The following is a 12015-nucleotide window of genomic DNA, read 5'->3' as shown; positions in this document are numbered from 1 at the left end:
CGATCAAGCGCGGGTCCAGGGGCGCGGCCACCCGGTCCGCCGGCTCGTTTCGGCTTCCAGAGACTTATACGAATCGAACGGGTGGTTGGTTTCCTTACTTTCCGTAGTTATCGGGCCGGTTGCCGGTCCGGCGGGGGTGCCGTGCTGCGCTCCCGTTCGCCGAGGGAGCCGCGGACGGTGCGCAGAGCGAGCAGCAGGACGCCGATGTCGTCCAGGTACACCGGGTCGGGCAGCACGTCGGCGGGCAGCACGAAATAGAGGACCGCGCCCCAGAAGACCCAGCGCGGGCCCGTGGGCAGTCCCGCGCGCCGCAGTTCGCGCCGGGTCCGCACCAGCCGCACGAGGACGCCGACGGCGAAGGCGAGGACGACGGCCGCGAGTACCGCGGCCAGGGTGATCACCGTTGTGGTCGTATCCACGGGCTGCCCTCCTCCTGGCGTGCCGCGACACGGGGTGTCCCTTCCTGGATTCCCGTTTCCGGCGGCTGTATTGCGGCCGGGGCCCGACATGTCGGCGGGTCGGCGGATTTTCCCGTGCGGGCGGTCATCCCGGTGGCTCACCCGAGTGGCACGGTGTGACGGGGGCGCCTAGTAATGGTCAGCGTAACGTCGCTCGTCACACGACGGGGGGCGCAGGAGCGGCCGCACTCTTCCCACGGAGGCGAGTATGACCACCTGCTCTTCATCACCCCGCTCGAACGAACCTGCCATACCCAACGAGCCGAACGGGTCCGCCCAGCCGTCCGCCGAGACAACCGTCGCCACCGGCACGCACCAGGTGGAGCAGACGAGCACGCAGCCCGCCGCCGGCGCCCACCAGGCCGACCGGGCGGGCGCCGAACCTGTCGCCCCCGGCTCCCACCCGGCGGCCGGGCCGGGCCCTGACGGCACGGACCGGCCCGCCGCCCCTGGCATTGGCACGAACGACGCGGATCCGTCCCACGCCCGGCCCGCCGCTCCGGGCCCGGGCCAGACGGACCCGGCGGCGCGGCCCGCCGTCCCCGGCTTTGACCAGGCGGATCAGGCACCGGCGCCGATTACTTCCCCTGCCTCGGAGCAGCCTTCCGAGCGGCCTGCCGCCGCCCCGGGTTTTGATCGGACGGACTCGGTGTCTGCGCGGCCGTCCGCCCCCGGCTTCGATCAGGCGGGTCAGGCACCGGCGCGGGCCGTTTCCCCCGGCTCGGACGAGGCGGCCGTGCGGCTTGATTCCCCTGTCTCGGAGCAGCCTTCCGAGCGGCCCGCGGCCGCCCCGGGCTTCGGCCGGGCGGACTCGGTGTCCGCGCGGCCGTCCGCCCCGGGCCTTGACCAGGTGGATCAGGCACCGGCGCGGGCTGTTTCCCCCGGCTCGGACGAGGCGGCCGTGCGGCTTGATTCCCCTGTTTCGGAGCAGCCTTCCGAGCGGCCTGCCGCCGCCCCGGGCTTCGGCCGGGCGGACTCGGTGTCCGCGCGGCCGTCCGCCCCGGGCCTTGACCAGGTGGATCAGGCACCGGCGCGGGCCGCTTTCCCCGGCTCGGACGAGGCGTCCGCGAGGCCGTCCGCCCCCGACCCGGAGCCCGCGGGCCGCGCGCCCGCGCGCCCCGCCCCCGGCGACCTGACGGACGCACAGCCCGGAACCCCCGGCCTCGACCGGGCCGACCTGACGGACGCGCAGCCCGGCACCACCCCCGGCCCGGACCGGACCGGCCTGACGGGCACACAGCCCGGCGCTCCCGCCCCGGGCGACAGGGGCCAGGCGTCCGCCGCGGCCGGGGCGGAAGAGGCGGACCAGACCGGTCCGCGGCCGTTCGTGATCCGCTCGCTGGACGACAACCCGGTGGAGCTCCGGCCCGGCACCGGGCAGGGCCCCGGCGGCGCACCGTACGGCGACGCGGTCAGCGACCTGGTGCACGCCGCCGTGGCCGACCGGCCGCTGGAGGAGGTCGTCGACCTCATCACCTCGCTGGAGGAGTCGCCCGACCACACGCAGGCCAAGGTCGACGCGCTGCACACCGCCGGGGTGGCCCGGTCCGTGGAGGACGTCTCCCGGCTGATCGCCCTGCTGACCAAGCCCCCGCGCGACGCCGACTGCGCGGACGAGGCGATCCGGGCCGCGGCCGCCCATCGCCCGGTGGAGGAGGTGACCCGGCTGGTCACCCTGCTGCACAAGGAGCCGCAGGAGTCCCACGTCCGCGAAGAGGCGCTGCGGGCGGCGGCCACCGGCCGCTCGGTCGGGGAACTGGTCGAGCTGATCGACCGCCTCGGCCTGGAGCGCCTGGACCGCGACGGCCGCCTGGCGAGCGGGATTTCACGTCCCGTCGGCGAGGCCGCGGAGCCCGCGACCCCCGGCCGGCCGGGCAGGCGCCGCGCGGCACGCAGGGCCTCCGCCGGCGAGACCCACCGGACCCTCGACTCCCCGCCCCCGGACCGCGACCGCGCACAGGAGCGGTTCGCCCGGTCCGTGTCCTGGTCGGGCTGGCTCGCCGCCCTGGCACTCGCCATGTGCGCGGTGGCCCACTTCCCGCTCCAGCGCGGCGACGCGTCCCTGCGCCTGCACGCCTTCGCCCTCGGCCTGTCGGTGCTGTGCACGGTGCTCGCGCTGCTGCTGGCCCTGCGCCCCGTCGCCGTCGTGCTGGCCGGGGCGGTGGTGGTGCCCACGGTGCTGGCCGGCGCCCAGGCCTACGGGAGTTCCTTCCCGTCGGCATCCCTGTCCCGGGCCGTGGACCTCGCCCTCGCCCCGCCCTGGCTCGCCGCCGGAGTCTCCGTCTGCGCGGCCCTGCTGGCGCTCGTCGCACTGGTCTTCCGCGTGCTCGCGCCCATCGCGGGCAGACAGTGGGCGCCCGCGCCGGCGCCCGAGGCGGGCCGTACGACGGAGTGACGCCCACGCGCAGCGCACCGGACCGGACCGGGACCGGATCCGCTCACCGGCGGGTCCGGTCCCGCCCGCGTCCTACGCCCACGCCCGCCCGCCGAGCAGCCCGGCCAGCACCCGGTCCGGCGTGAGCGGGAGTTCCCGCAGGCGGACGCCGGTGGCGTGATGGACCGCGTTGCCGATCGCCGCGGCCGTCCCGACGATGCCGATCTCCCCGATCCCCTTGCTGCCCATAGGGTTGAGCCAGGGATCGTCCTCGTCGAGCCAGTGCGCCTCGATCTCGCCCACATCGGCGTGCACGGGCACGTGGTACGAGGCGAGGTCCGACTCGGTGAAGTCGCCGAACGCGGCGTCCATCGTGCTGCCCTCGGTCAGCGCCATGCCCAGACCCATCGTCATGCCGCCGACGAACTGGGAGCGTGCGGTACGGGCGTTGAGGATGCGCCCGGACGCGTACACGCCGAGCAGCCGGCCGACCCGGACCTCGCCGGTGACCGTGTCCACGGCGACCTCGGCGAAGTGCGCCCCGAAGGCGTGCCGCGCCCGGTCGCTCCCGGCGTCCGCCGTGCCCGTCGTGTCGGCGTGGGCGTCGAGCCCCTGCTCGGGCAGCGGCCCCGGGTGCTCGGCCAGCCGCCGGGCCAGCCGGGCGCAGGCTTCGTGGACCGCCCAGCCCCAGGAGGCGGTGCCGGACGATCCGCCGGCCAGCGGCGCCGACGGCAGTTCCGTGCTGCCGACGTCGATCCGCACCCGCTCCAGCGGCACGCCGAGCGCGTCGGCGCCGACCTGCGCGAGCACGGTCCGGGCGCCCGTCCCGATGTCGGTGGCGTTGATCCGCACCAGGAACGTCCCGTCGGGCAGGGCGCGGACCGCCGCCGTGGAGGGCCCCACCGTGACGGGGTACGTCGCCGCCGTCACGCCCGTGCCCAGCAGCAGAGGTCCCTCCCGGCGCGTGCCCGGGCGGGGATCGCGCCCGGCCCAGCCGAAGCGCCGGGCGCCCTCCCGCAGGCACTCGACCAGATGCCGACTGCTGAACGGCCTGCCGCTGTCGGGCTCGACGTCCGGCTCGTTGCGGACGCGCAGCTCGAGCGGGTCCATGCCGAGTTCGCTCGCGAGCTCGTCCATGGCGGACTCCAGCGCGTACATGCCGGGAGCCTCGCCCGGCGCCCGCATCCATGACGGCGAGGGCACGTCCAGCGCCGCGACCCGGTGCACCGTACGGCTGTGGGGCGCGGCGTACATCATGCGCGCCGGGACCGCCGCGTACTCCACGAACTCCTTGATGCGGGAGGTGTGCGTGGCGACCTCGTGCGTGAGGGACGCGAGGCGGCCGTCCGCGTCGGCCCCCAGCCGCAGCCGGTGCAGGGTGGGGGCGCGATGGCCGACGACGGCGGGCAGGTACCGGCGGGGGAGTGCCACGGTGACCGGCCGCCCGGTCTGCCGTGCCGCCATCGCGGCGAGGACGACGTCGGGCCGCGGCGTGCCCTTGGAGCCGAAGCCGCCGCCGACGTGCTCGGCGGTGACGACGATCCGCTCCTCGGGCAGGCCGAACAGCCCGGCGAGCACGGTCCGTACGGCGCCCGCGCCCTGGCTGGAGGTGTGCACGGTGAGCCGGCCGTCCTCCCAGCGGGCGGTGCTGGCGTGCGGCTCCATGGGGTGGTTGTGCAGCGGCGGCACCCGGTACGCGACGTCGACCCGGGCGGCCGAGGAACCGAAGGCCCCGTCGGGATCGCCCTGTTCACGGACGCCCGGCTGACCTTCGGTGGCCTCTTCGGGCACATACAGGCCCGGGTGCGAGGCGGTGAGGACCACGTCGTGCTCCTCGGCGTCGTAGTCGACGCGGACGGCGGCGGCACCGGCCCGGGCCGCCTCCAGGGTCTCGGCCACCACCAGGGCCACGAACCAGCCCCGGTGCGGCACCCGCGGGTCCTGGAGCACGGCGAGCGTGGGATCGTCCGGCTCCGCGAGCCGCGGCGCGTTCTCGTGGGTGAGGACGGCGAGGACACCCGGCACGGCCAGGGCGGCCGCCGTGTCGACGCCGGTCACCCGCCCCCGGGCGACAGCCGCCGGCACGGGCCACGCCTGGACCCGGCCGGGGACGTGGTACTCGGCGGCGTAGCGGGCGCTGCCGCCGACCTTCTCCCGTCCCTCCCGGCGCTCGACGGGAGCGCCCACGCTGCCGGTCATGAGGCCCTCCTCGCAAGCGCGGTGTCCGTCAGCCGGGACAGCACGTCCACGGCGAGATTCCGGGCGAGCGGCACCTTGTAGGCGTTGTCCCGCAGCGGCTGCGCGGCGGACAGTTCGAGGTCGGCGGCGTGCTCGAACGCGGCGCGGGTGGGGGCCGCGCCCCGCAGCGCCGCCTCCGCCCGCCGGGCCCGCCAGGGCCGGTGCGCCAGCGCCCCGAAGGCGAGCCCCGCATGGCCGATCACGCCGTCCTCCAGCCGCAGCACCACCGCGACGGACGCCAGCGCGAAGGCGTACGAGGCCCGGTCGCGGGCCTTGCGGTACGCCGACGGCAGCCCGGCCGCCGCGGCCGGCAGCACCACGCCGGTGACCAGTTCGCCCGGCCGGATCTCGGTGTCCTGATCGGGCCGGTCGCCGGGCAGCCGGTGGAAGTCCGCCGCCGCGACACGCCGGGCGCCCTCGGGCCCGTACAGCTCGACACGCCCGTCGAGAGCGGCCAGCGCCACCGCCATGTCCGACGGATGGGTGGCGATGCAGTGCGCGGAGTGCCCCAGCACCGCGTGGTCGCGGTGCACACCGTCCCGCGCGCCGCAGCCGCTGCCCGGCTCGCGCTTGTTGCACGGCTTGGACAGGTCCTGGAAGTACGGGCACCGGGTGCGCTGGAGCAGGTTGCCGCCGGTCGTCGCCGCGTTGCGCAACTGCCCCGAGGCACCCGCGAGCACCGCCTGCGACAGCGCCGGGTACCGGTCGCGCACGAGGAGGTGGGCCGCGAGGTCGCTGTTGCGGACCATCGCCCCGATCCGCAGCCCGCCGTCGGGCAGCTCCTCCACCGCGTCCAGCGGCAGGCGGGTGACGTCGATGAGGGCGGCGGGCCTCTCGACGCCGAGCTTCATCAGATCGACGAGGTTGGTGCCGCCGCCGAGATAACGGGCGCCGGCGTGCGAGGCGTACGCGGAGGTCGCCTCCTCGACGCTGCCGGCGCGGACGTAGGCGAACTCCTTCACGGGATCACGTCCTCCACCGCCTCGGTGATCCGCGGATACGCACCGCACCGGCAGAGGTTGCCGCTCAGCCGCTCCCGGATCTCCTCCCGGTCCAGCGGCACCGGCTCACCCGAGGGCGCCGCCGGATCGGTGACGTACGAGGGGTGCCCGGCCGCCGCCTCGGCGAGCACACCGGCCGCGGAGCAGATCTGGCCCGGGGTGCAGTAGCCGCACTGGAAGGCGTCGCGCTCCAGGAAGGCCCGTTGCAGCGGGTGCGGTTCCTCCCCGTCGCCGGAGAGCCCCTCGACGGTGGTGACCTCGCGGCCGTCCAGGGCGACCGCGAACAGCAGGCAGCTGTTCACGCGCCGCCCGTCCACCAGGACCGTGCAGGCGCCGCACTGGCCGTGGTCGCAGCCCCTCTTGGCGCCCGTGAGGGCGAGATCCTCCCGCAGGAGGTCCAGCAGGACCCGTCGGTGGTCGACCGTGAGGGTGTGGGGTTTGCCGTTGACGCGGAGCGTCGTCTCCGAGTGGTGCTCGTGGTTGCCCATGTCGTGGAGGACCTTCCGGGGCGGGCCGTACTGCCGTACGGACCGCGTATCCACGAAGCCCCGACTGACACGTGCGCCCCACGAGGAAGACGCTACGGTTCCGACTTCACCCTCTTGAGGCGTTCGAAGGTCCGGGTGAGCTGCTGGAGCGGGGAGGCGGCGGGCGGACCGGGCGGCTGCGGTCCGGCCGGGGCGATCCCGGCGGACTCCTGGTAGGCGGCCAGGGCCTCGTGGGCGCGTTCGGCCGCCTCCCGGTACAGGTCACGGGACTTCGTCATGGCCTCCAGCGCCTCCGCGTACATCGCCACCAGACCGCGCTGGCGCTCCAGCTCCTCCTGGAGGGTCAGCAGATGCCAGTCCTCCCGCAGCGCGGTGAGGGCGTCCTCAGCACCGTCGGGCAGGGGTCTCGGCAGCGCCGCGAACCGCGTCACCGCCTCGACGAGGTCGGCCGGTTCCGAGCCGTCGAGGAAGACCGCGCGCACGGAGAAGTCCTCGGCGTCGTAGCCCTCCGGGGCCGGGTTGCCGGGCAGGACCGCGGCACCGCCGCGCGGCACCTGGACACCGAGGTCGCGCAGGGCCCAGTTGAGGCCCCGGTGCTGCTGGGGCGCGGCGCGGTGCTCCACCACGCGGTGCCGCAGGCCCGGCGGGAGCCACCGCGCCAGCGGCACCCGGCCGCGGTCGTCGGTGGTCATCGCCTCGTGGACGACCACGTGGATGTGCCACCCGCCGCGCACGGCGTTGCGCAGCAGGCGGCGGGTCTCCTTGTCGTCCTGGGGCAGCCGGTTGATCTCCCGCAGGGACAGATCCGTGGCGGCGTCCTGGACCCAGGCGGTGTCCGGCTCCTCCGGCCAGAACAGGCCGGCGGGGGACGGCCACGCCTCCCGCCACGGCTGCTCGGCCTCCGCGACCAGCATCCACTCCTGCCCGTCGTCCGGACCGGGGGCCAGGCTCAGCCGGGCGCGCACGGTCACGGTCCCGTCCACCCGCCAGCGGGCCTGGAAGACCCGCTCCGAGGGGGCGGCCCCGTCGTCGGGCAACTCCAGGAAGTCGTCGATGTCCTGGCTGTCCTTGCGCTGCTGGAGCGAGCGCCGGAGAACGTCTTCCGCGGCGCCCCCGGGACGGCGGCCGCGGGCCAGCCACACCGTGGCGGGGGTGAAAGGGCGGACGGTGGGGGAGGTCGGCATGGGTCCATCTGTGAGCAGGGGTACGTGTGCCTGCCAGTATCGTCGCCGCAGGCCGGCGGGGATCACCCGGGGTCGCGCCGGGCTCGGGGTGCCCGTCCCGTACGTACCTACGAGCGTTCACCTCCCCGGTCGGGACGCGGCTCGCGTCCGGGTACGACGTCGGTCACGCCCGACTCCTCGGCGGTGTCCTCCCCGCCGGGACGGGGCGCGCTCCGGCCGCCGGCCTGACCGCCGCTCGTGGTGCCGTAGCCGCCCGGGACGCCGGGGACGCTGTCCGCGTCGGCCTGGTCGCGGCTGATGTGGCGGGTGGCGCGCACACCCGCGCGCCGCTCCGGGTGCGGATAGCTGAAGGGACGGGCGGCGGCCCGCTCCTCCTCGGTGCTCTCCGGCTGCCGGGTCCGGTCGTTCGGTTCTGAAGAGTTGCCGTCGGTCATGAGGCACCGCGTACCCCTGCCGAACCGTGCCATGTGAGGACCCGGGCAGCGCCTTGCGGCCCCGGGCAGCGCCCTGGGGCAGGGGCGGGGGTGCGGGGAGTGCGCCCTGCGCGCGGGGTGTGCGCGCCGCGCGCGTACACGTGGATCTCACTCGTGGTCCCGGCCACCACGGCTTCCCGACAATGGTGCGCACGAGCAGGGCCCGCCCACCATCCGCATCGGGGCGGGTCCTGCTCGCTCGCCGGGAGGTGCGGCCCGTGACGCTCGCGCCGGGCGCGGCGGGCGTCGGATGCCGCCCCTTCAGCGCGTCGGCAGAGAGGCCAGCGCGCCCACCCCGGCCGCACAGGCGAGGACGGCGCAGGCACCGGCCGCGTGGCGTCGGAGCAGGGCGTGCCGGAGGGCGGCGTAGCGGCTCTCGTACTCGTGCCGCAGTTGGTCGGCCCGCTGAACCGTGCCGAGCAGCAGCTCACGGGTGACGTCGAGGCGCTTGCGGACGTAGTGCCCGGCGACTTCCTCGGCCTGGGCGGTGGTCAGCCACGGCATCCGGGCGCAGAGGTCCTCGGCCTCACGCCGTGCCTGGTCGTGATGGGTCCGGGCGAGAAGGAAGCCCTCCACCTGGTCGGCCAGGACGTCCCTCGGCCCGCCGGCCGGCGCCTCGCGTCTGCCGCGTCTCACGGCCGTTCGCCCTTGTGCCCGCGGGCGTCGAGCACATCGCGCCGCCCGGTGTTCTCCGCCTCGTCGAGGTGGGCCAGGTCCGGGTGGCGCAGGTCGAAGGCGGGGGACTCGGAGCGGATCTTGGGCAGGGTGAGGAAGTTGTGGCGGGGCGGCGGGCAGGAGGTGGCCCACTCCAGGGAGCGTCCGTAGCCCCACGGGTCGTCGACCTCGACCTTCTCGCCCTTCTGGGCCGTCTTCCACACGTTGTACAGGAAGGGCAGGGTCGACAGGCCGAGGAGGAAGGCACCGATGCTGGAGACGGTGTTGAGAGCGGTGAAGCCGTCGACGGCCAGATAGTCGGCGTAGCGGCGGGGCATGCCCTCGGCGCCCAGCCAGTGCTGCACCAGGAACGTGGTGTGGAAGCCGGTGAAGAGCGTCCAGAAGTGGATCTTCTCCAGGCGCTCGTCGAGCATCGTGCCGGTCATCTTCGGCCACCAGAAGCTGAACCCGCCGAACATCGCGAACACGATCGTGCCGAAGAGCACGTAGTGGAAGTGGGCGACCACGAAGTAGCTGTCGGTGACGTGCCAGTCCAGGGGCGGCGAGCCCAGGATCACGCCGGTCAGGCCGCCGAAGAGGAAGGTGACGAGGAAGCCGACCGCCCACAGCATGGGAGGTTCGAACGACAGCGAGCCCTTCCACATCGTGCCGATCCAGTTGAAGAACTTCACGCCCGTCGGCACGGCGATCAGATACGTCATGAACGAGAAGAACGGCAGCAGCACCGCGCCGGTGGCGAACATGTGGTGCGCCCACACCGTCGCCGACAGGCCGGCGATGGCGATCGTGGCGCCGATCAGGCCGCTGTAACCGAAGATCGGCTTGCGGGCGAAGACGGGGATGATCTCGCTGATCACACCGAAGAACGGCAGCGCCAGGATGTAGACCTCGGGGTGGCCGAAGAACCAGAACAGGTGCTGCCACAGGATCGCGCCGCCGTTCTCCGCGTTGAACACCTGGGCACCGAACCGCCGGTCCGCCTCCAGCACCAGCAGCGCCGCGGCCAGGACCGGGAAGGCCAGCAGCACCAGCACCGAGGTGAGCAGCACGTTCCAGGTGAAGATCGGCATCCGGAACATGGTCATGCCGGGGGCGCGCATGCAGATGATGGTGGTGATGAAGTTGACCGAGCCGAGGATGGTGCCGAAGCCGGACAGCGCCAGCCCCATGATCCACAGGTCTCCGCCGACGTGGGGGGTGCGCTCCCCGCCGCTGAGCGGGGTGTAGGCGGTCCAGCCGAAGTCGGCGGCGCCCTGGGGGGTGAGGAAACTGCCGAGCACGATCAGGCCGCCGAACAGGAACAGCCAGTACGACAGCATGTTCAGCCGGGGGAAGGCCACGTCGGGCGAGCCGATCTGGAGGGGCATGACGGCGTTGGCGAAACCGGCGAAGGTGGGCGTCGCGAACAGCAGCAGCATGATCGTGCCGTGCATCGTGAACGCCTGGTTGTACTGCTCGCTGGACAGGATCTGCAGTCCCGGCCGTGCCAGCTCCGCCCGGATCGCCATCGCCAGGGCCCCGGCGATCAGGAAGAACAGGAACGACGTGATCAGGTACAGGTGCCCGATCTTCTTGTGATCGGTGGTCGTCACCCAGGTGACGATCACCTGCCCCCTGCCGCGGCGCTCCGCCGCGGGCACCGGCGCAACGGGCTCGGTATAGGTCGCCATGAGTTCCTCGATCGGCAGCAAGGGTGTGTGGAAAACGGGACGAGTCGTGTCCGGCTCGGAGGAAACTAGCCCTGCCGATCCGTCACCCTCGCGTGTCATCGCGGTCCACTGGGCCGAACGGCCGAATGATCCATTCGTCCGGGCGGCGCCGTCGCGTTCTCCGCCACCGCTGAGCGGCCGATCGGCCGGTTCATCCGCTGTACATGGGTTTGTCGTGAAGCAACTGCGGCACTCGGGTGAAGGTCCGGCGCCCGGCAGCCGGGCGGAACAGAGGGTGGTCGATGAGGACGATCGGCGTGGAAGAGGAGTATCTGCTGCTCGACCCGGTCACCGGCCTGCCGGTGCCTCATGCGGACAAGGTGCGCGCCGCCGCGGGCGTCGGGCGTCTCGTGGCCGACCAGGAGGTGCAGTACGAGCTGCTCCAGGCGCAGGTCGAGGTGGCCACCCCGGTGTGCGGCGCCCTGGAGGAGGTCGGGGGACACCTGCTGCGTCTGCGGCACGCCGTCGGCGTGGCCGCCGAGGAGCACGGCTGCCGGATCGCCGCCTGCGGCACACCGCCGGTGCGGCACGGCCGTCCCGTGGCCGTCACCGACCAGGCCCGATACCGGGCCATGGTCACGCAGGCACCGCAGCTGGTGGCGGAGCAACTGGTCAATGGCACGCATGTGCACGTCGCCGTGCCCGACCGGGAGGCGGGTGTGCAGGTCCTGAACCGGATCCGGCCCTGGCTGCCCGTCCTGACGGCCATGGCGGCGAACTCCCCGCTGTGGGACGGCCACGACACCGGCTTCGCGAGCTGGCGCACGGTGATCTTCAGCCGCTGGCCCGTCAGCGGCATGCCCCCGGCCTTCCGGGACGCCACGGACTACGACCGGCGCGTGGAGCGGCTGACGGAGGCCGGCCTGATCTCCGACGCCGGCCAGCTCTACTGGCAGGCCCGTCTGTCCTCGCGCTACCCCACCGTCGAGGTGCGGTGCCTGGATGTCCAGCTGCGCGTGGACGAGGCGGTCATGCTCGCCGCGATCACCCGGGGACTGGTGGAGACCGCCCTGGCGGAAACGGCCGCCGGCGCGCCCGTGCCCGACTGCGCCCCGGAGATGCTCCAGGCCGCCATGTGGCACGCCGCCCGGCACGGTCTCGACGACACCCTGGTCGGCCCGGGCGGCGTACCGCACCGTGCCGGGGACGTGCTGTACGAGTTCCTGCGCCACGTCGCTCCCGCGCTCGACGCGTCCGGCGACACCCGCCAGGTCACGTCCCTGATCCACCGCCTGCTCCAGCACGGGACCGGCGCGGACCGGCAGCGCGCGGCCTTCGCCCAGGGCGGCCTACGGGCGGTCACCGAGCTGATCAGCGCCCAGAGCACGATGCCGTGACGGCTCCCCCGGCCGGCCGCCGGCGCACCGTGCGGACGAGCACCGCATGAGCGGCGCTGCCGTCCTCGCGGACCTGCG

Annotated in this window: 10 protein-coding genes; 2 read left to right on the top strand and 8 right to left on the bottom strand. The window is 74.1% G+C overall.

All coding sequences use genetic code 11. The annotated features are described in order from the left end of the window. Positions 1-107: 107 nt before the first annotated feature. Entirely contained in the window at positions 108-419 is a 312-nt protein-coding gene (locus IE255_RS27780; protein WP_190053111.1) for a YkvA family protein, read from the bottom strand. A 1054-nt stretch (positions 420-1473) separates the two neighbouring features. Between IE255_RS27780 and IE255_RS27775 the strand changes: the two genes are divergently transcribed. Further along, positions 1474-2853, top strand: coding sequence for a hypothetical protein (locus tag IE255_RS27775; RefSeq protein WP_190053110.1), 1380 nt, complete (start codon positions 1474-1476; stop codon positions 2851-2853). A 72-nt stretch (positions 2854-2925) separates the two neighbouring features. On the opposite strand, the gene IE255_RS27770 is transcribed toward IE255_RS27775, so the two are convergent. The 7 genes from IE255_RS27770 to ctaD all read right to left on the bottom strand — a co-directional run bounded on the left by IE255_RS27770 (position 2926) and on the right by ctaD (position 10561). After that, on the bottom strand, positions 2926-5031 hold the full coding sequence (locus IE255_RS27770) for a xanthine dehydrogenase family protein molybdopterin-binding subunit (RefSeq protein ID WP_190053109.1): 2106 nt from the start codon (positions 5029-5031) through the stop codon (positions 2926-2928). Continuing rightward, positions 5028-6032, bottom strand: coding sequence for an FAD binding domain-containing protein (locus IE255_RS27765; RefSeq protein ID WP_190053108.1), 1005 nt, complete (start codon positions 6030-6032; stop codon positions 5028-5030). Before IE255_RS27765 ends, IE255_RS27770 begins: the two co-directional genes overlap by 4 nt. Further along, positions 6029-6559, bottom strand: coding sequence for a (2Fe-2S)-binding protein (locus tag IE255_RS27760; RefSeq protein WP_190053107.1), 531 nt, complete (start codon positions 6557-6559; stop codon positions 6029-6031). The genes IE255_RS27765 and IE255_RS27760 overlap by 4 nt, the downstream gene beginning before the upstream one ends. 92 nt (positions 6560-6651) lie before the next feature. Further along, positions 6652-7743: a hypothetical protein gene (locus tag IE255_RS27755; RefSeq protein WP_190053106.1), complete on the bottom strand. Its 1092-nt coding sequence runs from the start codon at positions 7741-7743 to the stop codon at positions 6652-6654. A gap of 107 nt (positions 7744-7850) precedes the next feature. After that, the gene (locus IE255_RS27750) at positions 7851-8177 is read right to left on the bottom strand and encodes a hypothetical protein (protein WP_229906636.1); all 327 of its coding nucleotides are present in this window, start codon (positions 8175-8177) and stop codon (positions 7851-7853) included. Between the two features lie 300 nt (positions 8178-8477). Then, complete coding sequence (locus IE255_RS27745) at positions 8478-8852, bottom strand: hypothetical protein (RefSeq protein WP_190053105.1); 375 nt, start codon at positions 8850-8852, stop codon at positions 8478-8480. Further along, on the bottom strand, positions 8849-10561 hold the full coding sequence (ctaD, locus tag IE255_RS27740) for an aa3-type cytochrome oxidase subunit I (protein WP_190053104.1): 1713 nt from the start codon (positions 10559-10561) through the stop codon (positions 8849-8851). Before ctaD ends, IE255_RS27745 begins: the two co-directional genes overlap by 4 nt. A 281-nt stretch (positions 10562-10842) precedes the next feature. Here ctaD and IE255_RS27735 point away from each other — a divergent pair, with 281 nt between their 5' ends. Next, positions 10843-11937: a carboxylate-amine ligase gene (locus IE255_RS27735; protein WP_190053103.1), complete on the top strand. Its 1095-nt coding sequence runs from the start codon at positions 10843-10845 to the stop codon at positions 11935-11937. Positions 11938-12015 lie beyond the last annotated feature (78 nt).

Source organism: Streptomyces lomondensis (assembly GCF_014651035.1).
GTDB lineage: Bacteria > Actinomycetota > Actinomycetes > Streptomycetales > Streptomycetaceae > Streptomyces > Streptomyces lomondensis.
This window is presented reverse-complemented; position numbering and strand designations above follow the sequence as displayed.